23 protein-coding genes and 1 tRNA gene are annotated in these 25625 nt (G+C 69.6%); 18 read left to right on the plus strand and 6 right to left on the minus strand.

Annotated elements, in window-relative coordinates; all coding sequences use genetic code 11:
- Positions 1 to 237 precede the first annotated feature (237 nt).
- Positions 238 to 1686, minus strand: a complete 1449-nt coding sequence (gene guaB / locus AC0QTQ_RS10785; protein WP_480256576.1) for an IMP dehydrogenase — start codon at positions 1684 to 1686, stop codon at positions 238 to 240.
- Between the two features lie 69 nt (positions 1687 to 1755).
- Positions 1756 to 2721 (minus strand): TDT family transporter, encoded by a 966-nt coding sequence (locus AC0QTQ_RS10790; RefSeq protein WP_480256577.1) that lies wholly within the window; start codon positions 2719 to 2721, stop codon positions 1756 to 1758.
- A gap of 508 nt (positions 2722 to 3229) precedes the next feature.
- Between AC0QTQ_RS10790 and AC0QTQ_RS10795 the strand changes: the two genes are divergently transcribed.
- The 6 genes from AC0QTQ_RS10795 (at position 3230) to AC0QTQ_RS10820 (ending at position 9135) form a co-directional block, all read left to right on the plus strand.
- A complete protein-coding gene (locus AC0QTQ_RS10795) occupies positions 3230 to 4339 on the plus strand; it encodes an OmpP1/FadL family transporter (protein WP_480256578.1) in 1110 nt (369 codons plus the stop codon).
- Between the two features lie 136 nt (positions 4340 to 4475).
- The gene (locus AC0QTQ_RS10800) at positions 4476 to 5336 is read left to right on the plus strand and encodes an ATPase (RefSeq protein ID WP_480256579.1); all 861 of its coding nucleotides are present in this window, start codon (positions 4476 to 4478) and stop codon (positions 5334 to 5336) included.
- A gap of 55 nt (positions 5337 to 5391) precedes the next feature.
- Positions 5392 to 6312 (plus strand): homoserine O-succinyltransferase, encoded by a 921-nt coding sequence (locus AC0QTQ_RS10805; protein ID WP_480256580.1) that lies wholly within the window; start codon positions 5392 to 5394, stop codon positions 6310 to 6312.
- Between the two features lie 87 nt (positions 6313 to 6399).
- Positions 6400 to 7338: a polyphosphate kinase 2 gene (gene ppk2 / locus AC0QTQ_RS10810; protein WP_480256581.1), complete on the plus strand. Its 939-nt coding sequence runs from the start codon at positions 6400 to 6402 to the stop codon at positions 7336 to 7338.
- Positions 7331 to 7948 (plus strand): TetR/AcrR family transcriptional regulator, encoded by a 618-nt coding sequence (locus tag AC0QTQ_RS10815; protein ID WP_480256582.1) that lies wholly within the window; start codon positions 7331 to 7333, stop codon positions 7946 to 7948. Before ppk2 ends, AC0QTQ_RS10815 begins: the two co-directional genes overlap by 8 nt.
- Positions 7949 to 7962: 14 nt before the next feature.
- Positions 7963 to 9135, plus strand: coding sequence for a pyridoxal phosphate-dependent aminotransferase (locus AC0QTQ_RS10820; protein ID WP_480256583.1), 1173 nt, complete (start codon positions 7963 to 7965; stop codon positions 9133 to 9135).
- 80 nt (positions 9136 to 9215) lie between these two features.
- Here the strand turns inward: AC0QTQ_RS10820 and AC0QTQ_RS10825 are convergent, their stop codons facing one another.
- From AC0QTQ_RS10825 to AC0QTQ_RS10840, 4 genes are all read right to left on the minus strand, one after another.
- Complete coding sequence (locus AC0QTQ_RS10825) at positions 9216 to 9827, minus strand: LysE family transporter (protein ID WP_480256584.1); 612 nt, start codon at positions 9825 to 9827, stop codon at positions 9216 to 9218.
- A gap of 2 nt (positions 9828 to 9829) precedes the next feature.
- Complete coding sequence (locus AC0QTQ_RS10830) at positions 9830 to 10276, minus strand: Lrp/AsnC family transcriptional regulator (protein ID WP_480256585.1); 447 nt, start codon at positions 10274 to 10276, stop codon at positions 9830 to 9832.
- Between the two features lie 193 nt (positions 10277 to 10469).
- Positions 10470 to 11063 (minus strand): outer membrane protein, encoded by a 594-nt coding sequence (locus AC0QTQ_RS10835; protein ID WP_480256586.1) that lies wholly within the window; start codon positions 11061 to 11063, stop codon positions 10470 to 10472.
- A gap of 265 nt (positions 11064 to 11328) precedes the next feature.
- Positions 11329 to 12168 carry a DUF2059 domain-containing protein gene (locus AC0QTQ_RS10840; protein ID WP_480256587.1) on the minus strand — a complete coding sequence of 280 codons (840 nt, stop codon included), beginning with the start codon at positions 12166 to 12168 and terminating at the stop codon, positions 11329 to 11331.
- Between the two features lie 190 nt (positions 12169 to 12358).
- On the opposite strand from AC0QTQ_RS10840, the gene AC0QTQ_RS10845 reads away from it, so the two are divergent.
- From AC0QTQ_RS10845 to AC0QTQ_RS10900, 12 genes are all read left to right on the plus strand, one after another.
- Positions 12359 to 12448, plus strand: a tRNA-Ser gene (locus tag AC0QTQ_RS10845).
- Positions 12449 to 12884: 436 nt separating this feature from the next.
- Positions 12885 to 12971: a K(+)-transporting ATPase subunit F gene (gene kdpF / locus AC0QTQ_RS10850; RefSeq protein WP_121534678.1), complete on the plus strand. Its 87-nt coding sequence runs from the start codon at positions 12885 to 12887 to the stop codon at positions 12969 to 12971.
- Positions 12972 to 12980: 9 nt separating this feature from the next.
- Entirely contained in the window at positions 12981 to 14666 is a 1686-nt protein-coding gene (gene kdpA / locus AC0QTQ_RS10855) for a potassium-transporting ATPase subunit KdpA (protein WP_480256588.1), read from the plus strand.
- A gap of 53 nt (positions 14667 to 14719) precedes the next feature.
- A complete protein-coding gene (gene kdpB, locus AC0QTQ_RS10860) occupies positions 14720 to 16744 on the plus strand; it encodes a potassium-transporting ATPase subunit KdpB (protein ID WP_480256589.1) in 2025 nt (674 codons plus the stop codon).
- A gap of 10 nt (positions 16745 to 16754) precedes the next feature.
- Positions 16755 to 17333, plus strand: coding sequence for a potassium-transporting ATPase subunit KdpC (gene kdpC / locus AC0QTQ_RS10865; protein ID WP_480256590.1), 579 nt, complete (start codon positions 16755 to 16757; stop codon positions 17331 to 17333).
- A gap of 8 nt (positions 17334 to 17341) precedes the next feature.
- Positions 17342 to 20035: an ATP-binding protein gene (locus AC0QTQ_RS10870; protein ID WP_480256591.1), complete on the plus strand. Its 2694-nt coding sequence runs from the start codon at positions 17342 to 17344 to the stop codon at positions 20033 to 20035.
- Entirely contained in the window at positions 20032 to 20718 is a 687-nt protein-coding gene (locus AC0QTQ_RS10875; RefSeq protein WP_480256592.1) for a response regulator, read from the plus strand. Before AC0QTQ_RS10870 ends, AC0QTQ_RS10875 begins: the two co-directional genes overlap by 4 nt.
- 176 nt (positions 20719 to 20894) lie before the next feature.
- A complete protein-coding gene (locus tag AC0QTQ_RS10880; protein ID WP_480256593.1) occupies positions 20895 to 21839 on the plus strand; it encodes a LysR family transcriptional regulator in 945 nt (314 codons plus the stop codon).
- Positions 21840 to 21921: 82 nt separating this feature from the next.
- Positions 21922 to 22770 carry an ABC transporter ATP-binding protein gene (locus tag AC0QTQ_RS10885; RefSeq protein ID WP_480256594.1) on the plus strand — a complete coding sequence of 283 codons (849 nt, stop codon included), beginning with the start codon at positions 21922 to 21924 and terminating at the stop codon, positions 22768 to 22770.
- Positions 22770 to 23567 (plus strand): ABC transporter permease, encoded by a 798-nt coding sequence (locus tag AC0QTQ_RS10890; protein WP_480256595.1) that lies wholly within the window; start codon positions 22770 to 22772, stop codon positions 23565 to 23567. Before AC0QTQ_RS10885 ends, AC0QTQ_RS10890 begins: the two co-directional genes overlap by 1 nt.
- A 17-nt stretch (positions 23568 to 23584) precedes the next feature.
- Positions 23585 to 24664 carry an aromatic ring-hydroxylating oxygenase subunit alpha gene (locus tag AC0QTQ_RS10895; RefSeq protein WP_245965310.1) on the plus strand — a complete coding sequence of 360 codons (1080 nt, stop codon included), beginning with the start codon at positions 23585 to 23587 and terminating at the stop codon, positions 24662 to 24664.
- A 3-nt stretch (positions 24665 to 24667) separates the two neighbouring features.
- A complete protein-coding gene (locus tag AC0QTQ_RS10900; protein WP_480256596.1) occupies positions 24668 to 25624 on the plus strand; it encodes a PDR/VanB family oxidoreductase in 957 nt (318 codons plus the stop codon).
- Position 25625 lies beyond the last annotated feature (1 nt).

Here is a 25625-nt window from a genome sequence, read left to right on the forward strand (position 1 = left end):
GCGCTGCCCCCTCGGCCTGCGGCCTCACCCCCCGGAGTATTTTCGCCAGGAAAAAACCAGGGGGCTTTCTTCCTGACCGAAATACCTCGGGGGTGAGCGGCCCCGGCCGCGAGGGGGCAGCGCCCCCTCACCGAGCGAAGTCGCAAGGCCGGCGGTGCGGCCTTGCGCATGAGATCAGGGACTTGCCGTGGCGGCGTGCCCGGCGCTTGCGCGTCGGGCGCTCGCCGGTTGGAAGGCTCACCCGATCCGGTAGTTCGGGCTTTCGCGGGTGATCTGCACGTCGTGCACGTGGCTTTCCTTCAGCCCGGCGCCGGTGATGCGCACGAACTCGCAGCCGCCGCGCATCTGCGCGACCGTCGCGTTGCCGGTGTAGCCCATCGAGGCGCGCAGGCCGCCGACCATCTGGTGCAGCACGGTCGCCACCGGCCCCTTGTAGGGCACCTGTCCCTCGATCCCCTCGGGCACCAGCTTGTCCGACGCCGCATCCTTCTGGAAGTAGCGGTCGGCCGAGCCGCGCGCCATCGCGCCGAGCGAGCCCATGCCGCGATAGGACTTGTAGGAGCGGCCCTGATACAGGATCACCTCGCCCGGCGCCTCGTCGGTGCCGGCGATCGCCGAGCCGACCATCGCGCAGCTTGCGCCCGCCGCGATCGCCTTCGAGAAATCGCCCGAGAACTTGATCCCGCCATCGGCGATGACCGGCACGTCGCCCGCGCCCGAGCAGGCATCCATGATCGCGGTGAGCTGCGGCACACCGACCCCCGCGACGATGCGCGTGGTGCAGATCGAGCCCGGGCCGATGCCGACCTTGACCGCATCCGCGCCCGCCTCGATCAGCGCTTTCGTCGCCGCCGCGGTCGCCACGTTGCCGGCCACCACCTGCACGTCCTCGCGATATTTCTTGATCCGCTCGACGGCAATCGCGACGCCCGCCGAATGGCCATGCGCGGTGTCGATCACGATCAGGTCGCAGCCCGCATCGACCAGCGCGCAGCTGCGCTCGTAGCCCGCATCGCCCACGGTCGAGGCGGCGGCGGCGCGCAGCCGGCCCTTGGCGTCCTTCGAGGCGAGCGGGTGCAGCACCGACTTCTCGCTGTCCTTCAGCGTCAGCAGGCCGGTCAGCTTGCCGTTCCCGTCGGTGACCAGGAGCTTCTCGATCCGGCGCGCCTTCATCAGGTTCATCGCCTCGTCGCGGTCGGCCGGTTCGTGCAGGATCGCGAGATTGTCGCGCGTCATCATCGCCGAGACCGGGGTGCGGTCATCGGTGGCGAAACGCATGTCGCGGTTGGTGACGATGCCGACGACCTTGCCCGAGGCATCGACCACCGGGAAGCCCGAGACGTTGTAGCGCGCAACCAGCGCCTTCGCGTCGGCGAGCGTCTGGTCCGGGGTGAGCGTGATCGGGTTGTAGACGATGCCGCTTTCGAAGCGCTTCACCCGGCTGACCTCGTCGGCCTGCTGCGCGACGGTGAGGTTGCGGTGAATGACGCCGATACCGCCGGCCTGCGCCATGGCGATCGCCATCGGCGCCTCGGTCACGGTGTCCATGGCCGAGGACAGGAGCGGAATGTTCAGCCGGATCGTCTTCGTCACGAAGGTCGAAACATCGGCCTCCGACGGCAGGACCGAGGAAGCGGCGGGAACGAGAAGAACATCGTCGAAGGTGAGCGCCTCGCGAATCTGCATCGGAATCTCCTTGGCAGGCTACGTTTGGCACGCCCCTGTTTCACGCATCGGCGCCGGATGCAAGCCCCCTCAGGCGATGGCGGCGTTGGTTTTGATCGCCAGCGTCCCCTTCGCCCAGAGCTTGGTGATCTGCAGCGCGATCGGCACGATGATCACCGTGGCCGCGACCAGCAGCACCGCGCCGGGCAGCGTCCAGGCACCGCCGAGCACAAGCCAGAAACTCGCGGTCGAGGCCAGCGGGAAGGTCAGCGCCCCCCAGAGCGGGCTGAACCCCGCCGCAAGCAGCCAGCGCGCCCGCACCACGAACAGCGCCAGAAGGATCACGCTGAGCGCGGCGAAGGCCAGCGACAGCCCCCCCGCATTGAACCCCGTCGCCACCGTCCCCAGCAGCGAGGCCGGCGCGAGATGGATCGCCAGCAGCGGGCGCAGCGGTGCCGGCACGCTTTCCTGCGCGAATTGCCCGATCGAGAGGCTCCAGATCACCAGCGCCGCCAGCAGCGCCAGCCAGAACAGCGCAAGCGCCAGCGTCGCCAGCCCCAGCCCCTGCGCGGCAAGCGCGGCGACGATCCAGCCCGAGAAGGTCAGATGCCACACCGGGTTCACCCGGCGCTGCTCGGCCGGGCCATGGGCAAAGGTCCACAGCACCGCGACGGTGAGCGCAAGATGGGCGACGATGCCCAGGAGCAGGATCGGCCGTGCCTGCGCCGGCGAGATCGGCCCGAAGGCCAGCGCCAGCAGATAGATGCACAGCACCGCCGCCGCGAGCCCGGCACGGCCGGGCAGGATCCGCAGATCCTCGAGCCCCACGGCCGGACGGCGCATCAGCTTCACCACATAGGTCAGCAGGGCAAACAGCGCGAAGAGCACCACCGCCCCGAGGAAGAGGTCCGCAAGCCCCGGCGGCAGCGCGAATTGCCCGACGCCGCGGCGCCAGCCGAGCGCCAGCCCCAGAAGGCCGAGCGTTGCCGGAAAGATCGCCGGCGGCGTGCGCCGCCACAGCCCCTTGGGCGTGGGTTTCGGGGGGTGGAAGGCCATGCTGTCCTCGCGCGCTGTCTGTCCCTGCCCGCACGGCCTCGGCCGGCGGGCGCGCGGAAGACTGCAATATTTCGCCGCCAAGGGAAAGCCGGGCCGATCGCCGCAGGGGGAGCGGTTGCCGGCTGGCGCACCCCCCTGTTGCCCAGATGTCGACGATCGGAACGGAGATCGGTTTTCCGCGTCCCGTTAAGTTCCGACTTACCAGTTTCATGCTTAATGGCCTCACCACCCACGGAGCCCGAGTCAGGAGACACCCGATGAGATCACCCCCCTCGCCCGGCACCGCCCGCGGCCGCCCGCGCGGTCCCGCATCGCCCGCCGGCGGGTTCCGGCTCTGCGACGGGGGCGCATTCCGCATCCCCGCGCCAGCCGTGGCGCCGCGGTCACAGGCTGCAGCGCAGCATCTCCACGCGACGCGACGTCAGGCCGCAGGCCGAATTGATTCACGTTTACGTCATGCTACGGTCGGGCGTGGAGAGAGGTCTCACACTCTAGGGAAGAGGTTCAAATGAAACACATTCTTATGGGGGCAAGCCTGCTTGCCCTCAGCGCGGGAGCCGTGTCCGCAGGCGGGATCGAACGGTCCACCCAGTCGGTCGGCGTCCTGTTCGAGAAGGGCAAGGATTACATCGAGCTGTCCTATGGCCGGATCCGTCCGTCGGTGAGCGGCGTCGGCGTCTATACCGGCGCGAACACCGGTGGCGTGGCGCAAAACCACTACCTGCCCGGCTTCGCCTACAAGCACGAGTTCAACGACAAGCTGTCGATGGCCGTCATGTACGACCATTTCTATGGCGCCAACATCGAGTATCCGCTTGGTGGCGCGGCGGAATTCGCCGGCACCAACGTGAACGTGCAGTCCGAGGGCTATACCGCGCTGATGCGCTACAAGTTCGACGACAACTGGTCGATGCACGGCGGGCTGCGCCTGTCGAACGCCTCGGCCGTGGTCGGGCTGAGCGGCCTCGCCTATGGTGCGATCTCGGGCTACAACGCCCACTTCTCGAATGACTGGGCCACGGGCTATTCGCTCGGCGCCGCCTACGAGAAGCCGGAGATCGCGCTGCGCGTCGCGCTGACCTACCAGTCGAAGGTGACGCACAAGTTCGACACCACCGAGAAGATGGGCTCCGCCACCATCGCCACCGGCTCGACCGAGGTCGATACGCCCGAGGCCGTGACGCTCGACTTCCAGACCGGCGTCGCCCCCGACTGGCTGGCCTTCGGCTCGATCCGCTGGGTGCACTGGAGCCAGTTCACCATCGACCCGGCCTGGTTCACCGCCACCACCGGCGGCGGCCTCGTCGATCTGAACAACTCGACGAGCTACACGCTCGGCGTCGGGCACAAGTTCAACGACGCCTGGTCGGGCTCGGCCTTCGTGATGTACGAACCCGGCGGTGGCGATGACAAGCTCGTCTCGCCGCTCGCGCCGACGCGCGGGTACACCGGCATCGGCCTTGCCGCGGTCTACACCCACGAGAACGTCAAGGTCACCGGCGCGCTGCGCTACCTGTGGCTGGGCGATGCCGATGCGCAGACCGCCGGCACCGCGCGCGCGAAGTTCACCGACAACCATGCCGTCGCCGCGGGCGTGCGCGTCGGCATCAGCTTCTGATCCGCAAGGATCGGCGGGGCCTTGCTGCCCCGCCCGAAACCGCAAGGCCCCGCCCCGGCGGGGCCTTCGCATTTGCCCGAAACCCCGTGACGGCGCCGCCCGCGCGCGCTAAACGGGGCCAAACACGGGGGTTCGGATGATCTATCGCAATCGGGCGGAGTGGCTGGCGAGCGCGCGCAAGCGGGTGCTTCTGTTCGGCATGTCGGGGCTGGGCAAGACCTATCTCGCCTCGATGCTGCGCGGCTCGGGCTCGGGCTGGTTCCACTACTCGGTCGATTACCGGATCGGCACGCGCTACATGGGCGAATACATCGCCGACAACTTCAAGCGCGAGGCGATGAAGAACCCCTTCCTCGCCGAGCTGCTGCTGTCGGATTCGGTGTGCATCGAGTCGAACATCACCTTCGACAACCTCGCGCCGCTGTCCACCTATCTCGGCAAGCCCGGCTCGGCCGCCCGCGGCGGGCTCGCGCTCGAGGAATACGAACGCCGCCAGACCCAGCACCGGCTGGCCGAACAGGCGGCGCTGCTCGACACGCCCTATTTCATCCGCCGCGCCGAGGAGATCTACCGGATCCCGAATTTCGTCTGCGACTCGGGCGGCTCGATCTGCGAGGTGGTGGACCCCGACGACCCGGCCGACCCGATCCTGACGGCGCTGTCGAAGAACCTGCTGATGGTCTGGATCGAGGGCTCGGCGGCGCATACCGACGAGCTCGTGCGCCGTTTCGACCGCGCCCCGAAGCCGATGTATTACTCGCCCGATTTCCTCGACCGAAAATGGGTGCAATACCGCGTCGAGCGCGGCCGGCGCGAGGACGAGGTCGACCCCGACGATTTCGTGCGCTGGACCTATCGGCAGGCGCTCGACCACCGCCAGCCGCGCTATGCGGCGATGGCGCGGAACTGGGGCGTGACCGTCACCGCCGAGCAGGTCGCCCTTGTCCGTGACGAGAAGGATTTTATATCCCTGATCGCGCAAACCCTTCCCGCCTGAGCCGGAATCGCTTCGAGCATTACCTCAAGATCACACCGCAAGTATCGGAAACATCATGCCTGTCACCCTTCCCGAAACCCTCCCCGCATACGAGATCCTGTCGCGGGAAGGCGTGATGGTGATGTCGCCCGGGCGGGCCGCCTCGCAAGATATCCGACCGCTGCGCATCGGCCTGCTGAACCTGATGCCGAAGAAGATCCAGACCGAGAACCAGTTCGCCCGGCTGATCGGCGCGACGCCGCTGCAGATCGACTTCCAGCTGATCCGGATCACCTCGCATCAGACGAAGAACACCGCGGCCGAGCACATGGAGACCTTCTACCGCCCCTTCGAGGAGGTCGAGGCGACCGGCGAGAAGTTCGACGGCCTCATCATCACCGGCGCCCCGATCGAGAAGATCCCCTTCGAGGAAGTGACCTACTGGGACGAGATCAGCCGGATCTTCGACTGGACGCAGAGCCATGTCTTCTCGACCTTCGGCGTGTGCTGGGGCGGCATGGCGATGGCCTATCATTTCCATGGCGTCCAGAAGCACGCCCTTGCCCACAAGGCCTTCGGCTGCTTCCGCCACCGCAACCTCGCGCCGACCTCGCCCTATCTGCGTGGTTTCTCGGATGACGTGCTGGTGCCCGTCAGCCGCTGGACCGAGATGCATCAGGACGAGATCGACGCGGCCGGGCTGACCACGCTGATCGCCTCGGACGAGACCGGCCCCTGTCTGGTCGAGGATGCGGCGCATCGCGCGCTCTATATCTTCAATCACTTCGAATACGACAGCGGCACGCTGAAGGAGGAGTATGACCGCGACGTCGCGGCGGGCAAGGCGATCAACGTGCCGAAGAACTACTATCCCGACGACGACCCCACGCAGGTGCCGCTGAACCGCTGGCGCAGCCATGCGCATCTGCTCTATGGCAACTGGATCAACCAGATCTATCAGGACACGCCCTACGATCTGGCGAAGATCGGCGACTGAGCCCCCGGCCGGGCGCCCGCGCCCGGCTTGCGGCCGCCCGCCCGCGGCCTATAGTGAAGCGCATTCACATCACCGCGGGAGGGCGCCATGGGCAAGGACAGGAAATCCGACGACAAGGTCGCGCTGCCCGCGGCGGTCGCCGCCGAGGCGAAGGACGAGGGCATTCCCTTCGTCGGCGACATCACGAAATACCTGAAGACCGAGGCGCCCGAGGCGGTGCGCAAGGCGATCGAGACCGCCGACAAGGACCAGATCCTGTCGAAATCCTACCCCTACCGGGAAGAGATGAAGAAGAAGGACTACGAGGCGCAGATGGCGGCGCTTCAGGTCGAGCTGGTGAAGATGCTGTGGGACCTGAAAGCCACCGGGCGGCGTCTCGTGGTGCTGTTCGAAGGGCGCGACGCGGCCGGCAAGGGCGGCACCATCGACCGGCTGCGCGAGAACCTGAACCCGCGCTCGGCCTATGTCGTCGCGCTGCCGAAGGCCACCGAGCGCGAGGCGACGCAATGGTATTTCCAGCGCTATGTCGATTGGCTGCCGGCGGCGGGCGAGATCGCGATCTTCGACCGCTCGTGGTACAACCGCGGCGTGGTCGAGAAGGTCTTCGGCTTCTGCACCGACCCGCAGCGCGAACGCTTCTTCGCCCAGCTTCCCGATTTCGAGAAGATGCTGGTCGACGAGGGGGTGATCCTCGTCAAGATCTGGCTCTCGGTCGACCGCGCCGAGCAGCTCAAGCGCTTCCTCGACCGCGAGAAGGACCCGCTCAAGCAGTGGAAGCTGAGCTGGGTCGACGTCGAGGGGCTGAAGAAGTGGGACGACTACACCGCGGCGATCAAGGAGACGCTTGAACGCTCGCACACCGTCTCGGCGCCCTGGACGGTGATCCGCTCGGACGACAAGATGCGCGCCCGTATCGCCGCGGTGCAGACCGTGCTCGGCGCGGTCGAGTTCGCCCGCAAGGACCGCAAGGCGATCGGCGAGATCGACGACAGGATCTGCGGTGGTCTCGACATCCTGAATGGCTAAGCAGGGCTACCATCACGGCAACCTGCGCCAGGCGCTGGTCGAGGCCGCGCTCGAGCTGATCCGGGCGCAGGGGCCGGGCGGCTTCACGCTGTCCGAGGCGGCCAAGCGCGCCGGCGTGACGCCGGCCGCGGTCTATCGCCATTTCGCCGGGCGCGAGGACCTGATCGCCGAATGCGCGCGGCAGGGCTATGCGATCTTCGCCGATGTGATGGAGCACGCCTGGAACGGCGGCGCGCCGGCGCCGCTGGCGGCCTTCGGCGCGACCGGACGGGCCTATCTGGCCTTCGCCCGCCGCTTCCCGGGCCATTACGTCGCGATGTTCGAAAGCGGCATCGCGCCGAACCGCTCGCCCGAGCTGGCGGCGGGGGCCGAGCGGGCCGAGGCGGTGATGCTGCGCGCGACCGAGGCGCTGCTGTCGGCCCTGCCCGCCGCCCGCCGCCCGCCCGCCAGCATGGTCGCCGCCCATGTGCGCGCGATGAGCCATGGCGTGGTCGAGCTTTTCGCCCGCGCCGCCCCCGGCACGGCCGGACCCTGGGCGCCCGAGGACCTGCTCGAAAGCGGGATCGGCATCTATCTGCGGGGGCTGGGCATCCTGCCCCCGGACAAGTGAAGGAAGACACGACAATGGAACTGGCGGCACGCGTCGCGCATATGCGCGGCACCGGCGGCAATGGCTGGGGCATCCTCTATCGCGCGCGGGCGATGATCGCGGCGGGCGAGAAGGTGGTGATGCTGACGATCGGCGAGCCCGATGTGAAGACCGATCCCGCGATCCTCGCCGCGATGGCGCAATCGGCGGCGAACGGCCACACCGGCTATACCGACATTCCCGGCATCCCTGCCCTGCGCACCGAGATCGCCGCCCGCGTCACCGCCCGCACCGGAGTCGAGACCCGGGCCGAGAATGTGCTGGTCACCCCGGGCGGTCAGGCCGCGCTTTACACCGCGCATCAGGTGCTGCTCGATCCGGGCGATGTCGGGCTCTATATCTCGCCCTTCTACCCGACCTATACCGGCACGATCCGCGCGAGCGGCGCCGAGGCGCGCGCGGTCGAGGCGCGGGCCGAGGCCGGGTTCCAGCCCGCCAAGGCCGACATCCTCGCGGCCAGCGCCGGCGCGCGCACGCTGCTGATCAACTCGCCCAATAACCCGACGGGGGTGATCTATACCCCCGACACCATCGCCGGCATCGCCGGGGCCTGCACCGAGGCGGACCTGTGGCTGATCTCGGACGAGGTCTACGAGACCCAGGTCTGGGAGGGCCCGGCAATCAGCCCGCGCAGCCTGCCGGGCATGGCCGAGCGCACGGTGGTGCTGGGCTCGCTGTCGAAAAGCCATGCGATGACCGGCTCGCGGATCGGCTGGATGGTGGCGCCCGAGGAGGTGATCGACGCCGCCCACGAGCTTGCGGTCAACACCACCTATGGCGTGCCGGGCTTCATCCAGGATGCCGCGCTCTTCGCGCTGCGCCGGGGCGCGGGGTTCGAGGCCGCGGTGGCCGCGCCCTTCGGCCGACGGCGCGACATCGTGCGCGACGTGATGGCCGGCAGCCCCGTCGTCGGGCTGACCCATCCGGCCGGCGCGATGTATGCGATGCTCGACATCCGCCGCACCGGGCTCTCGGGCGAGGAATTCGCCGCGCGGCTCCTCGACGAGGAGAAGATCGCGGTGATGCCGGGCGAGAGTTTCGGCGCGCCGGCGGCGGGGCATCTGCGGATTGCGCTGACGCTCGAGGATGGCGCGCTCGAGGCGGCACTGCTGCGGTTGCGCGCCTTTGCCGAGGCGCTGGCGGGCTGAGAGGGCCTGAGGGGGCGCCGCCCCCTCGCGGCTTCGCCGCTCACCCCCGAGGTATTTTCGGCAAGGAGAAAGCGCCGGGGTCAGGTCAGCGCACTGGCGAGGGCCCAGAGGCCGAAGCCTGCCATCATCAGGCTGGAGACCCGCGCGGTCCAGGTGGCGAAGGCGGCGGGCAGGCGATGGTGCAGCGCCGCGACCGTGCCCGAGAGGAAGATCCACCACAGCATCGAGCCCGCGAAGATGCCGGTGACGACGAGGACCGCGGAAAGCGGCCCCGCGGCATCGGCGAGGCCCAGGCCCGCGAAGATCGCGGCGAAGCTGAGGATGGTGGCCGGGTTGGTCATCGTCAGCGCCCAGGTGGTGGCCGCGGTCGCCAGCAGGCCGCGCCCCTCGGCCGCGCGGGCGGGCGCCGCGGTGACGGTGCCGCGCGGCCAGCCCTTCCACGCCAGCCAGAGCAGGAAGGCGCCGCCGATGAGCCCGAGCGGCAGCGAGATCCGCGCGAGAAAGGCCGAGAAGGCGGCAAAGCCCGCGGCGGCGGCGGCGGCATAGGTGGCATCGGCCGCGGCGGTGCCGAGCCCGCCTGCCGCCCCCGCCCAGAAGCCGCGCGCGAGCGTGCGCTGGATGCACAGCGCCCCGATCGGGCCGAGCGGTGCGGCGATGGCAAGGCCCACGAGCAGCGATTTCAGGAACAGCATGATTACCCCCGATAGCGGAACGGCGGCTCGACCACGGTCGAGAGCGCCAGCATGGTTTCCGAGCGCGCGATCCAGCCGCCCGATTTCAGTTCACTGAGAAAGTCCTCGACCGCGTCGAGGCTCGCCGCGCGGATCTGCACCAGATAGGACCAGGGCCCGGTGACGTGATGGCAGGCGGTGACCCGCGGCAGCTGCGCCATCGCGGCGCGGAAGGCGCCCTCGTCCGCCGTCGGCGCCAGCGCCACCCAGACGAAGCCGGTGACCGGCAGGCCGACCGCCTCGGGCGCGACGTCGGCGCTCATCCGGCGGATCACGCCACGCTCGATCAGCCGGCGCAGCCGGTCGTTCACCGCCGAGGTGGAGAGCCCCACAACCGCGCCGATCTGCGCCAGCGAGGCGCGTGCATCGTCCGAGAGAAGCGCCGCGATCTTGCGATCAATGTCATCCATGGCAGGCTCCGATGCGGCCATTCAGTGATTTCACCGAATGTTTTGCGAAATACACCCGCCTGCAACGGAAAAAATTCAGAACCGGAAAATCTGCGGCGCCGCCCCTGCCAAGGCAGCCCCATTCCGGAAAATTTGCGGCCGGGCAAGGCGCCTGCCCTGCCCGGCCGTCCGGATCATGCCGGAGACGTCGTCCTCAGAAACGATAGGACGCGGTCATGCCGACGGTGGTCAGGTTCAGGTCCTGCTTGCTGCCGTCGAAGTTGTTGCCCTTGCGGTAGTCGACTTCACCGCCGAGCGCCCATTTGTCGTTGAGCTGGTATTTCACGCCCACGAGCGCCATCGGCACGGTGTCGGAATAGTCGGTGCCGGCGGACTTGACGTTGACCATCGAGGCGCCGAGGCCCGCATAGGGCAGCCATTTGCCGGTGGGAACGCCGGCGATCAGCTTGAGATCGGCGAAGTCCTTGACCTTCTGCTCGGTCGCGCCCTTGCCGGTCTTCATGCCGGCGCCCGAATAGGCGAGCTCGCCGCCCAGGACGTATTTGCCGAAGTCCTTCATGTAGCCGGCGTGCACGCCCGCATAGGCGCCGTCGACGTCGAGGGTGCTGTTGGTCTTGCCATAGCCGAGCTGACCACCGGCATAGAACCCGGTCCAGTCGACATTGCTGGTCACGACGGGCGCCGGCGCGACGACCGGGGCCTCGGTCACGGGCGCGGTATAGCCGCCCGCGAAGGCGGAACCGGCGACCACGGCAAAGGCGCTCGAAGCCATCAGGATGCGTTTCATTTTCGTCCTCCTTTCGGGGCTGTCCCCCGTGGATCTGTTTGCGGTCTGCTGTCCGCAGCACCGAGCTATAAGTCCTTGGGAAACAATCAATCCCCCGCCACGGTTCCATCGGCCAACTGCCGCCGACGCGTGATCCGGGGGAATTTCGGCCGCCCCGCCGCAAGGCCTTGACCCATTGCATGGAAACGCCCCCGCGGCGGATTTCGCGCGCGGAGGCGTTCACCTGACTGTCACATCGAGTTGAAAAGGCGTGTGCGCGCCGTGCCTAGAGCTCGGCCGCCGTCATCCGCCGCGCAAGCGCCGCCCCGAGCGCGGCCGAGCTTTCCTCGTAGACGAGATCGAATCCCTCGAACTGCGCGCGCAGCAGCGCCTGCCCCGGCGCCGAGGCCGAGAACCGCGCGATCCGGTCCAGATCATCGGCCGGCAGCGAGCCATAGGCGAGGAACAGATAGCCCTGGATCCAGCTGGTGACGTCGGCGCGGATCTCCTCTTCCTGCGCGGCGACATCGGCGAGCATGTCGCTTTCGGTCACCTCGTAGGGGAAGGCGCCGCCCTCGGCCATGGCGCGGTAGAAGGCGAGGTTGGCGTTCATCCCGCCGACCACGTTCGGCTCGATCAGCCCGGCGGCCTCGATGATGCGCTCGACGGCGGCGAAGCGGTGGTCGCCCTGCGCCTGCGCGGTCTCGGCCGCCGCGATCGCGGCATCCTCGGCATCGGGATCGAGCAGCGCCTCGCGCGCCGAGATCTCGTGCTCGACCACCCGCTTGCCGGTGTCCGAGGTGAGCCAGGTCTCGATCGCCGCCTGATCGGCGCCCTTCAGCGCGGCGGCGAAGGTGTCCTGATAGGCCGGCTGCAGCCGCGCCGGGGCGTGAATCGCCTCGACCTCGGCGACCCAGCCGGGATCCGAGGGCTCGCCGGTCATTTCCTCGGCCAGATCGCGGCCATAGGCGACGCCTTCCTTCTGCAGGATGGTGAAGAGCGCGTCGGTGTGCAGCAGGTGCGAGATTCGCGCGGGGTCGGCATGGGCCCCGGGTGCTGCAAATGCAAGCGCGAGGCCGAGCGCCAGACGGCGCAGGGGAGCGGCGGGGGAGGAGAATCGAAGCATCGTCGCGGGCCTTTCGCGCGGGAGATCGTGGCGCAGCATAGCCCCCCCGGCCCCGCTGCCAAGGCCCCGCCGCATCGCGCAGACAGGCGTTTTCGGGCCTGTGGCGCATCCGCGCGAAAAAGATGAAAAAAGCGGTTGCATGCCCCCGCGCGGCAGGCTAAATCCGCCTCCACAAGACGACCACCGACGCGGAGAGGTGCCGGAGCGGTCGAACGGGGCGGTCTCGAAAACCGTTGTGGGTTTGCGCCCACCCAGGGTTCGAATCCCTGTCTCTCCGCCACTTTTCCAAGAAGTTTTGAACTGTTTTCAGAACCTTGCGGGATCGTGCGCGTTCTGCGCAGCGCGTCATCCCCTCCCCGTCCCTTGCCCCGATCCGACCTTGCCCGGCGCAATCGGCGTCAAGATGCACGCTGCGGCCGTCGCGACCCTCGCTCGGTTCCGGTGACACGGACGGGCCCGACATCCCCGCAAGGAATGCTCCGGCGCGGCGAAGCGCGGGGCAGCTTTCCCGCGCCGGCAAAAGCCGCCCCTTTACGCGATCTTTATGCCTCCGCGCCGCCTTTCATATATCCCCTTCACGCCTGCCCGGGCGATCCCGCTGCCATGACAACAGCGGGAGACTGCCATGGCAGACCTCATCTATCTCGCGCTCGGGCTGGCGGGCTTTTGCCTTTTCGCCGGCGCCCTGCGCCTCATCGACAGGATGTGAGGACGGCATGTTCGATATCCTCCTGGGCCTCGCCGTCGCGGCGGGGGTTTTCGGCTTCCTGATCCTCGCGCTGTTGCGCCCCGACCGGTTCTGAGGCGCGACGATGCACGATCTTCTGGGATATTTCCTCTTTTGCGCAGTGCTGACGGCGGGCGGATGGGCGCTGGCCGGCCTGATGACGCGCGTCTATGCGGCCGAGCGCACGCCGCTTTCGCCCGTTTTCGGCCCGCCCGAGCGGGGGGTCTACCGCCTTGCCGGCATCCGCGCCGATGTCTCGCAGGGCTGGAAGGCCTATGCGCTTGCCGTTCTGGTCTTCAACCTGACGGGGTTCGTCGCGCTCTATGCGATCTTGCGCCTGCAGGGCGCCTTGCCGATGAACCCCGATCGCATTGCCGGCATGCCGGCCGATCTGGCCTTCAACACCGCGATCAGCTTCGTCACCAACACCAACTGGCAGGCCTATTCCGGCGAGGCACAGCTGAGCTATCTCGCGCAGATGGCCGGCCTGACGGTGCAGAACTTCGTTTCGGCGGCGACCGGCATGGCGGTCGGCATCGCGGTGATCCGCGGCTTCACCGGCGAGAGGGGCGCGGGGCTGGGCAATTTCTGGGCCGACATGACGCGCTCGGTTCTCTATGTGCTGCTGCCGCTGTCGGTGGTGGTGGCGCTGGTGCTGGCCGTGCAGGGCGTGCCGCAGACGCTGCTGGGCGCGGTGCACGCGACCACGGTCGAAGGCGCCGATCAGCTGATCGCGCGCGGCCCCGCCGCCGCACAGATCGCCATCAAGCAGCTTGGCACCAATGGCGGCGGCTTCTTCGGCGTGAACTCGGCCCATCCGTTCGAGAACCCGACGGTGCTGTCGAACATGGCCCAGTGCCTGTCGATCCTGCTCATTCCCGTCGCCTTCTGCTTCGTCTTCGGCCGGATGGCGCAAGACCGCCGGCAGGGCTGGGCGATCTTCGCCGCCATGGGTGCGATGTTCGTCCTTGGTCTCGTGGTGATCTGGTGGGGCGAGACCGGCGGCAACGCGGCCCTTGGTCTCGGCACCAACATGGAGGGCAAGGAACAGCGCTTCGGCGCCGGTCTCTCCGCCCTCTGGGCCGCGGCGACCACGGCGGCCTCGAATGGCTCGGTCAATGCCATGCAAGACAGTTTCATGCCGCTCTCGGGCCTTGTCGAGATGGTCAACATGATGATCGGCGAGGTGGTCTTCGGCGGCGTCGGCGCGGGGCTTTACGGGATGCTGCTCTATGTCGTGCTGGCGGTCTTCCTGGCCGGGCTGATGGTCGGGCGCACGCCGGAATACCTTGGCCGCAAGATCGAGGCGCGCGAGGTGACGCTCGCGATGCTGGCCTTCCTGTCGATGCCGCTCGGCATTCTGGCGGGCGGGGCGATCTCGGCCACGGTGCCGGCGGCGCTGGCCTCGGTGCAGGAGGCGGGGCCGCATGGGCTGAGCGAGATCCTCTATGCCTATTCCTCGGCCGTCGGCAACAACGGCTCGGCCTTCGGCGGGTTCGGCGCGGCGACGCCCTGGCAGACGACGGCCCTTGGCCTGCTGATGCTCCTCGGCCGCTATGCCATCATCGTGCCGATGCTGGCGATTGCCGGGTCACTCGCCGCGAAGAAGCGCGCCGTCGTCACCTCGGGCACCTTCCCGACGCACGGGCCGCTGTTCGTGACGCTGCTGATCGTGACCGTGGCGATCCTGGGCGCCCTGACCTTCTTCCCGGTGCTGGCGCTTGGCCCGATCGCGGAACAGACCGCCCTGGCGGCGGGACACAGCTTCTGATCCCGCGCGGCCTTGCCGGGCCGCGCCTCCCCCCTTCAGTTCAGGGACACCCCATGTCCACCTCCTCGACCGCCCAGCCGGGCCTTTATGCGGCGGCACTGCGGGCCGCCTTCGCCAAGCTTCACCCCCGCGCCCTGATCGGCAACGCGGTGATCTTCGTCACCGCCGTCACCGCCGGGCTGACCAGCGTTCTGGCCCTGCGCGATCTTGCCATCGGCGCGCCGGGCTGGGGCGTGACCCTTCAGCTGGCCTTCTGGCTCTGGGTCTGCGTCCTTTTCGCCAATTTCGCCGAGGCGCTCGCCGAAGGCCGCGGCAAGGCCCGCGCCGACAGCCTGCGCGCGACCAAGGCCGAAACCATGGTCCGGCTGCTCGCCCGCGAGGACGACCCCGCGCCGAAATCGGTGCCGTCCTCGGCGCTGCGGGCCGGGCAGCTTGTGCGTGTCGAGGCCGGAGACCTGATCCCGACCGACGCCGAGGTGATCCGCGGCGTCGCCTCGGTCGACGAAAGCGCGATCACCGGCGAAAGCGCGCCCGTCATCCGCGAATCCGGCGGCGACCGCTGCTCGGTCACCGGCGGCACCCGGATTGTTTCCGACAGCCTGATCCTGAGGATCACCGCCGAGCCGGGCAAGAGCTTCCTCGACCGGATGATCGCGCTGGTCGAGGGGGCGGAGCGGCAGAAGACCCCGAACGAGATCGCGCTGAACATCCTGCTTGCCGGGCTGACGCTGATCTTCCTCTTCGTCGTGGTCACGCTCGCCCCCTTCGCCCGCTATTCGGGCATCGCGATCCCGGTCGTGACGCTTGCGGCGCTGTTCGTGACGCTGATCCCCACCACCATCGGCGGGCTTCTGTCGGCCATCGGCATCGCCGGCATGGACCGGCTGGTGCGCGCCAATGTCATCGCCAAATCCGGGCGCGCGGTCGAGGCCGCGGGGGATGTGGACACGCTGCTGCTCGACAAGACCGGCACCATCACCTTCGGCAACCGGATGGCCGACGCCTTCCATCCGGCCCGGGGCGTGAGCGAGACGCAACTGGTCCGTGCCGCCTGGCTTGCCTCGCTCAGCGACGCCACGCCGGAAGGCAAGTCGATCGTCGATCTGGCACGCCGGCTGCTCCCTGCCCTGACCGGCGAGACCGCGGACACGGGCGAGCCGGTCGCCTTCTCGGCCCAGACCCGGCTTTCCGGCGTCGATCTGCCGGACCGGCGGCTGCGCAAGGGCGCGGTGGATGCGGTGGAGCGGTTCGTGGGCAAGCCTGCCGATCCGGCATTGCGCGCGAGGATCGACGAGATCGCCCGCTCCGGCGGCACGCCGCTTCTGGTGGCGCAGGACGACGTGATCCTCGGCGCGATCCATCTGAAGGACGTGATCAAGCCCGGCGTGCGCGAGCGCTTTGCCGAGCTGCGCGCCATGGGCATCCGCACGGTGATGATCACCGGCGACAATCCCCTGACCGCCGCCGCGATCGCCGCCGAGGCCGGGGTGGACGACTTCCTCGCCGAAGCGACGCCCGAGATGAAGCTCGACTACATCCGCCGCGAACAGGCGGGCGGGCGGCTGGTCGCGATGTGCGGCGACGGCTCGAACGACGCGCCCGCGCTGGCGCAGGCGGATGTGGGGGTGGCGATGAACTCGGGCACACCCGCCGCGAAGGAGGCGGCAAACCTGATCGACCTCGACAGCGATCCGACCAAGCTGATCGAGGTGGTGATGGTGGGCAAGCAGCTGCTGATCTCGCGCGGGGCACTGACCACCTTCTCGATCGCCAATGACGTGGCGAAATACTTCGCCATCCTGCCGGCGATCTTCGTCGCCGCCTTTCCGGGGCTCGGCGTTCTGAACGTCATGGGGCTCGCCTCGCCGCAAAGCGCCCTTCTGTCGGCGGTGATCTTCAACGCGCTGATCATCGTCGCGCTGATCCCGCTGGCGCTGCGCGGGGTGAAATACCAGCCCTCGAGCGCCGCGGCGCTGTTGCGGCGCAACCTGTCGATCTACGGGCTGGGCGGGCTGATCGTGCCCTTCATCGGCATCAAGGCCATCGACATGGCCGTCACCGCCCTCGGCCTGGCATAAGGAGGCTTCCATGCTGACCCTGTTCCGCCCCGCCCTCGTCCTGCTTGCGGGCATGACCCTTCTCACCGGCCTCGCCTATCCGCTGGCGATCACCGCGATCGCACAGGCGCTGGTGCCAGCCGCCGCCAACGGCAGCCTGATCGTGCAGGACGGCACCGTGATCGGCTCGCGGCTGATCGCGCAGGACTTCGCGGGCGCGCGCTATCTGCATCCGCGCCCCTCGGCCGCGGCGTTCAGCGCCATGCCCTCGGGCGCCTCGAACCTCGGCCCGAGCTCGGCGGCGCTGCGCCGCGAGGTGGCGGCCCGGCGCAGCGCCTGGGAGGCCGCGAATGGCGGCACGGCCCCCGCGGACGCGGTCACCGCGTCGGGGTCCGGCCTCGATCCGCAGATCTCGCCCGCCAACGCCCATGGCCAGGCGGCCCGCATCGCCGCGGCCCGCGGCCTTCCCCTCGCCGAGGTGAGCCGGATCATCGCCGCCCATACCGAGAGCCGCTGGCTCGGCCTCTATGGCGAGCCGCGCGTCAACGTCCTGCTGACCAACCTTGCCCTTGACGCCGCGACGCCGGTGGCGCCTGCTGCGGCGAACTGAGAGGTCAGATGTCCGAACCCTCCCGCCCCGAACCCGAGGCCCTTCTGCCCGAGGCCCGCCGCGAAGGCCGGGGCCGGCTGAAGGTCTTTCTCGGCGCCGCGCCCGGTGTGGGCAAGACCTTCGCCATGCTGCAGGCCGCGCGTGATCGCGCGGCCGAAGGCGTCAGCGTGCTGGCCGCCGTGGTGGAAACCCATGGCCGCGCCGAGACCGAGGCGATGCTGCGCGGTTTCGAGGTCCTGCCGCGCCGGACGGTCTATCATCAGGGCCATATTCTGCAGGAGATGGATGTCGACGCCCTGATCGCCCGCCTTCCCGGCCTCGCGCTGATCGACGAGCTGGCGCATTCGAACCTGTCGGGGGGCCGGCACGAGAAGCGCTGGCAGGATGTCGAGGATGTGCTCGCCGCCGGGATCGACGTCTACACGACGATGAATGTCCAGCATGTCGAGACGCTGAACGACACCGTCGCGCGGATCACCGGGATCCGGGTGCGCGAGACGGTGCCCGATCAGGTGCTTGAACTCGCCGACGAGATCGAGCTGATCGACCTGCCGCCGGACGAGCTGATCGCGCGGCTGCGCGCGGGCAAGGTCTATGTGCAGGATCAGGCGGCGCGGGCGGTGGCGAACTTCTTCGCCAAGGGCAACCTGACGGCGCTGCGCGAGCTTGCCATGCGCACCGCCGCCGACCGGGTCGATGCGCAGCTCAAGGAACACATGGCGGCAAACGCGATCGAGGGCCCCTGGCCGACGCAGGAGCGGATCCTCGTCGTCCTGCCCGAAGGTGCCGTCGGCCGCGACGCGGTGCGGATCGCCCGGCGCTCGGCCGACCGGGCGCGGGTCGAGTGGCTGGCGGTGGCGCTGACCAGCCTGCGCGCCGAGACGCAGCGCGATCTTGCGGGCGATCCGGGCACGTCCTCGCTGCGTCTGGCCGAACGGCTGGGGGCCGAGGTGACGGTGCTGCAGACCGAACGCGATGCCGCCCAGGACGTGCTGGACTTCGCGCAAAGGCACAATGTCCGCCGCATCGTCGTGCCGCGGCCCGCCCCCAGGGCGCGGCTTGCGCGCTGGCTGTCGCCCTCGCCGCATGAGGCGGTGGTCGCCGGCCTGTTGCGTGGCGCGACGCAGTTCGAGCTGACCCTCGTCACCGACGAGGAAAGCCCGGCGCGCCAGCGTCAGCGCCGTCGGCCGGCCCGGGCCGATCTGCGCGCCCAGCTGCGCCCGCTCGGCCTTGTCGCGCTGGCGGTCGGCGCGACGACGCTGCTCGCCCTTGGCGCCGAGCGGCTGATCCCGGTGCTGAGCCTGTCGCTGCTCTACATGACGACGGTGGTGGCGGTTGCGGCGACGCTCGGGCGCCGGCCGTCGGTTGCGGCTGCGGTGCTCAGCTTCCTCGCCTACAATCTGTTCTTCACCGACCCGCGGATGACGCTGCACATCTGGAACCGGGGCCAGTTCGTGACGCTGGTGCTGTTCCTTGCGGTCTCGATCCTGACCGGCAATCTCGCCGCACGGCTGCGCGACCGGGCCGTTGCGCAGCGGGCGATCTCGGACCGGACGCGCAAGCTTTACGACTTCTCGCGCCGGGCCGCGGCGGCGGCCTCGGTCGATGACGTGGTCTGGGCGGCGGTCAGCCATGTCGCCGCGGTGCTCGAATGCCACTCGATCTTGCTGTTGCCGGACGAGAGCGGGCAGCTTGCGATTGTCGGGGCCTTTCCGCCCGAGGACCGGATGGAGCCGCGTGAACTCTCCGCGGCGACCTATGCGCATGCGCATGGCGAACCCGCGGGCAAGGGCTCGGCGACCCTGCCCGCCTCGCGCTGGCTGTTCCTGCCGCTGCTGGCCGCCGAGCGGCGGATCGGCGTTCTGGGCCTGGCCTACGAGGACGGGCACGAGCCGCCGCCCGGCGACCGGCGGCTGGTCGAGGCGCTGGCCGATCAGGTGGCGCTGGCGCTGGAGCGGGTGCGGCTTGCCGATGATCTGGCGCAGATCCGCGTTGCAAGCGAGACCGAACGGCTGCGCACCGCGCTGCTGTCCTCGGTCAGTCACGACCTGCGCACGCCGCTGGTGTCGATCCTCGGTGCGGCCGAGGGGCTGACGCAACCCGGCCTGACCGCCGAGGCGCGCGGCACCCTTGCCGAGACCATCCGCGACGAGGGCGACCGGCTCGACCGCTATATCCAGAACCTGCTCGACATGACCCGCCTCGGCCATGGTGCGCTGACGTTGAAGACCCATGCCACCGACCTGCGGGAGCTGGTGGGATCGGCCCGCAACCGGCTGCGCGGCCCGCTGCGGGGTCATCCGGTCGCGGTGGCGATCCCCGTCGACATGGCGCCGGCGCAGGTCGATCCGGTGCTGATCGAACAGGTGCTGGTCAACATCTTCGACAACGCCTGCAAATATGCCGGGCCGGGCCGCGCGATCCGGATCGCGGCAAGCCAGTCGCGCGGGCGGGCGGTGCTGTCGGTCGAGGACGAGGGGCCGGGCCTGCCACCGGGCGCGGCCGCCCATGTCTTCGACATGTTCTGGCGCGCCGAGCAGGGCGACGGCGGACAGGCGGGAACCGGCCTCGGCCTTGCCATCTGCAAGGGGATCGTGGAAGCCCATGGCGGCGCGATCCGCGCCGAGGCCGTGCATCCCGACGGGCGCGGCACGCGGATCGTGATGGAACTGCCGCTCTGGAACCCGGAGGTATCCGCATGACCGCCGCTGCCCGCATCCTGATCGTCGAGGACGAGGCGCCGATCAGGCGCTTTCTGCGCGTCGCGCTGGAAACCGAAGGCCATGTCGTCTCCGAGGCGGCGACGGCGCGGGACGGCATCGCGCTCGCCGCGCGCGAGGCGCCGGCGGCGATCATTCTCGATCTCGGCCTGCCCGATGCGGACGGGATCTCGGTGCTGAAGACGGTTCGCGAATGGTCGCAGGTGCCGGTCCTGATCCTCTCCGTGCGCAGCGACGAGGCCGGCAAGATCGCCGCGCTGGATGCCGGCGCCCAGGACTATGTCACCAAGCCGTTCTCGACCGGCGAGCTGCTGGCACGCCTGCGCGGATTGCTGCGCGACCGGGCGCGGGACGCGGTGCCCGCCGCGCTGACGCTCGGGCCGCTCGCCATCGATGCGATCGAGCATCGCGCCAGCCTGTCGGGCGAGGACCTGAAGCTGACGCGCAAGGAATTCGATCTGCTGTGGCTTCTGGCCGGTCACGGCGGACGGCTGGTCACACAGGACATGATCCTGAAGGCGATCTGGGGACCGGCCCATGCCGGCGACAGCCAGTATCTGCGCGTCTATATCCGCCAGCTGCGCGCCAAGCTCGGCGATGATGCCGCCGACCCGCGCTGGATCTTCACCGAGCCGGGGGTCGGCTATCGACTCGCCGACAGATGAGCCGCGCCGGCCCTCCTTGACCTGACGCCGCATTTTCGCGCCGCCCGCCCGCGCACCGGGCAGGTGGCAGGCGCCGGCGGCCGCGGACGATGCCCCGGCCGCCACCGGCGCCGCCACAGGGCGTTGACTTCGCCCCCGCCGCGCAGGCGAATGGGCGAAAGACAGCGGCGGACCCGATGCACAGCAGATTTCTCGTCTATTACGACGCCATCGTCCGGCACGGCTCGATCCGCCGGGCGGCCGAGGTGCTCAATGTCGCGCCCTCCGCGATCAACCGCCATCTCAACGAGCTCGAGGAGACGCTCGGCACCCCGCTGTTCGAGCGGCTGCCGCGCGGAGTGCGGCCGACGGCGGCGGGCGAGCTGCTGAGCCTGCACATCCGCACCACGCTGCGCGACTACAGCAAGACCCTGTCCGAGATCGAGCAGCTGCGCACCGGCGCGCGCGGACACCTCACCATCGCCTGCATCGAGACCGCGCTCAACGACGTGCTGCCCGATGCGATCCTCGATTTCGGCACGCGCTTCCCGCGGATCGAGCTGACGGTGCGCGGCATGCCGTTGCTCGACTGCATCAAGGCCGTGGGCAGCGGCGAGGCGGACATGTGCCTGATCTTCAACCCGCCGCCGAAACATGCCCTGTTCCAGGTCGCCGGCGCCGATTTCCCGCTGGGCATCATCGCGCCGCCGGACCACCCGCTCGCACAGCGCAAGAGCCGCGCGACGCTGTCCGACCTCGTGGGCGAACAGGTCCTGCTGCCGGACGAGACGATCACCATCTTCGAGCAGATCGACCACGTGATGGCCACCAGCGCGCTGCGTCTGGCGCCGCGGGTGCGGTCGAACAGCATGGCCTTCCTGCGCGCCTTCGTGCTGCGCGGCGGCGGGCTGTCGGTGATGACCCCGGTCGGGATCGCCGACGACATCCGCGCCGGGCGGCTGGCCTTCCTGCCGCTGCGCGATCCCGGGATCACGCCGCAGCGGCTCATTGCGGGGGTCGCGGATGCCTCGATGCCGGTGGCGGTCGCGAACTTCTCGCAACAGCTCAAGGCCTTCCTGCCGGAGTGGCTGGCGACGGTCTCGGCCCCCGAGCGTTCTCGAAACGAGACCGCAGGCATCTGAAAACGGCGCTATATGGGCGCACTGATTTCGTGTTTCTGTCCTCGGGCGAACAGGACGAACCACACGGAACGCGACACCCCAGATGCCGATCACATCCGACGATCATGCCATTGCGCCAATGGCATGTGCTCCCGCCTATCCCCCGGGGGCGGCGCGCCCCCTTGCCCCGCCCGCGGTGGCGCTCGAGCATGTCAGCCAGGTTTTCCGCGGCACCGGCGGGCAGAGCGTCACCGCGCTCAGCGACATCTCGCTCGAGGTCGCCGCGCACAGCTTCACCGTGATCGTCGGCCCCTCGGGCTGCGGCAAGTCGACGGTGCTGCGGATGGTCGCGGGACTTTTGCCGATCCGCGCCGGCACGGGGCGGATCTTCGGCCACCCGATCGAGCGGCCGCGCGACGACACCGCGATGGTGTTCCAGCGCCCCGCATTGCTGCCCTGGCTCACGGTGACCGACAACCTGCTGTTCCCGCTGCGCCATCGCGGCCGCCCGGTCACCGGAGCGGACCGCGACCGCGCGGCGCGGATGCTCGAGACGATCGGGCTGCAGGACTTCGCCCGCAGCTTCCCGGCCGAGCTGTCGGGCGGCATGCAACAGCGCGTCGGCATCGGCCGCGCCCTGCTCGGCGCGCCGTCGTTGCTGCTGATGGACGAGCCGTTCTCGGCGCTCGACGCGCTCACCCGCGACGAGATGAGCTTCGAGCTGCTGCGCCTGCGCGAACGCCATCGCAGCGCGGTGCTGTTCATCACCCATTCGATCCCCGAAGCGGTGCTGCTGGCCGACCGCATCTGCGTGATGTCCGCCCGCCCCGGCACGATCCGCGAGACGATCGAGGTCGACCTGCCGGCGCCGCGCGGCCCGCAGACCCTGCGCCTGCCGCGCTTTCATGACCTGTGCGAGCATCTGCGCGCGCTGCTGACGGAGCGCGCCTGATGCCCCTCTTCCGTCTCTTGCGCGCAAGCGCTCCGCTCTGGCTGCCGCCCGCCCTCGCCGTCGCCGGCCTTCTGGCGCTGTGGGAGGTCACGGCGCGCGCCGGGCTGATCCCGCCTTTCCTGCTGCCCGCGCCAAGCGCCGTCGCCGCCGCCGCCCTGGCGGTGCCCGCGCCGCAATGGCTCGGCCATGTCTGGGCGACGCTGCGCATCGTCCTGCTCGGCTTTGCCGCGGCGGTGGCGATCAGCCTGCCGCTTGCCGTGGCGATCTCGCGCTTTGCCCTGTTCCGGCGCAGCATCTATCCGATCCTGCTGGTGATCCAGTCGACCCCGATCGTCGCCATCGCGCCGATCCTCGTCGTCACGCTCGGCGCCGGAGATCTGCCGCGCGTCGTCATCACCGCGATGATCGCCTTCTTCCCGATCGTCGTCGGCACCTCGACCGGGCTCCTGCAATGCCCCGACGAGCTGATCGAGCTGTCGCGCTCGCTTGGTGCGACGACCGGGCGCGAGTATCGGCAGATCCGCCTGCCCTATGCGCTGCCGCATCTCTTCTCGGCGCTGCGCGTCGCGATCACCCTCGCGGTGATCGGCGCGGTGGTGGCCGAGTTCGTCGCCGCCGACGAGGGCGTGGGCTACTTCATCCGCACCTCGACCGCCTTCTTCCGCATCCCGCTGGCCTTTGCCGGCCTCGCCCTGCTCAGCGCGCTGACGCTGGCGCTGTTCGGGCTGGTCGGGCTGGTGCAGCGCCTGTTCTTCCCCCACAGCCTCGCCGCCTCCGACGCGCGGCGCTCCTCCTGACAGACAAGGAAAGACCCGTGACCAACGCCCTTCCCTCCGATTTCCGCTCCGAAGACGGCCCCTCGGCCGAGGCGATCGCCGGCTTCCGCGCCGGGATGGAACCCTTCTGGCATCCCGTTCTCGAGGCCGCCTCCCTCGCCGACCGGCCCCGCGCCGTCACCTTGCTGGGCCGGCGGCTGGTGCTGGTGCGGCTCGACGGTGTCGCCACCGCCTTCCCCGACACCTGCCGCCATTTCCAGGCGCAGCTGTCACTTGGCTCGGTGGTCCGGGTCGACGGCCGCGAGCTGTTGCAATGCAACTATCACGGCTGGGCTTTCGCGGGCGACGGCGCCTGCGCGCGCATCCCGCAGCTGCCCGCCGGCCGCTGCATCCCGAAGACCGCCGGGCTGCGCCGCTTCGCCGTCGCCGAGCGCCATGGCCTGATCTGGGTCTGCCTCGCCGAGGAACCACGCTTCCCGATCCCGGACTTCCCCGAGGAGGCCGACCCGCGGTTCCGCAAGGTGCGCCTGCTCGAGGAGCACCCGATGCGGACCAGCGCGACGCGGATGATCATGGGCACGCTCGACGACACCCATTTCCCCTGGGTGCACGAGGGCATCCTCGGCGACCGCGCCCATCCCGAGCCGCCGCTGCACCGGGTCTGGCGCGAGGGCGCCGAGCTGATCGTGCAATACGAGGCCGACCAGCCCGCCGGGATCATGACCACCGACATGTCGCGCCCCGAAAGCGATGCCGGCGCGACGGTGCGGCTGACCTATACCGACCATGTCGGCATGCCGAACGTGATCCGGCTGGTGAAGGAGTCCGCCGCCGGGCGCTATGTCGTCTGGCTGGCCACCTCGCCGGTCGATTACAACCTTACAATCAACTTCTGGATCTTCGCCCGCGACTACGATCTCGCCGCCGAGCGCGACCCGGTCTATCTGCAGATGGCCGCCCATGTCCGCGAGCAGGACCGGCCGCTGATCGAGAGCCAGCGCCCCTGGATCGTGCCGCCGTTCTGGACCCAGATCGAGCTGCCCCTCGGCCCGGGCGATCTGCCGCTGATCGAGTATCAGAAGTGGATCGAGGAACTCGGCATCGCGACGGCGGTCTGAGCGATGACTGCAGATCGTTTCCTGCTCCGCATCACCCGGATCGCACCGCTTGCCGAAGGCGTCCTCGCCATCACGCTTGCCGCCCCCGACGGCGCGCCGCTGCCCACGGCGGCCCCCGGCGCCCATGTCGAGATCGAGATCCCGGGCGTGGGCCTGCGGCCCTATTCGCTCACCGGCGACGACCCGCGGCGCTATGAGATCGCGGTGGCGCTGGCCACACCTGGCCGCGGCGGATCGCGCCGGATCCACGACGGCTGGCGGGTGGGCGACGAGGTCCGGGTCTCGGCGCCGCGCGACGGCTTCGGACCGGCGCGCGCGAACGGCCCGGCGCTGCTGATCGCGGGCGGCATCGGGATCACCCCGATGCTCACGATCCGCCGCGCGCTGATCGCCGCGGGCCGGCCGGTCACGCTCCATCACGCCGCGCGCGGCGCCGGCGGGGTCCTGTTCCCCGAGGCGCTGCGCGCGGCGCCGGGTGCGCCGGTGTGGCATTACGACACCGCCTGCGGCCCGCGCCCGGACCTTGCGGCGCTTGCCAGCTCCGCCCCCGCCGGAACCGAGGTCTGGTGCTGCGGCCCCGCCGGGATGATCGACGCGGCGCTTGCCGCCTTTGCCGCCCGGCCCGACGTCGCGCTGCATGTCGAGCGCTTCACCGCCCCCGCCGCACCCGAGACCCCGCCCGCCGACGCCGGCGCGTTCACCGTCGCGCTCGCCCGCAGCGGCCACCGCTTCACCGTCGCGCCGCACGAGCCCCTGCTCGAGCGGCTGCGCGCCGAGGGCGTCCTGCCCGAGACCAGCTGCGAAGGCGGCGTCTGCGGCACCTGCCTGACCCGCGTGCTCGGCGGCGCGATCGCCCATCACGACTATTACCTCTCGGCCGCGGAACAGGCCGCGGGCGACCGGATGCTCGTCTGCGTCTCGCGCGGGCAGCCGGGCACGACCCTCGTTCTCGACCTCTAGG

The sequence above is a fragment of the Paenirhodobacter sp. YD-8 genome (assembly GCF_056590935.1).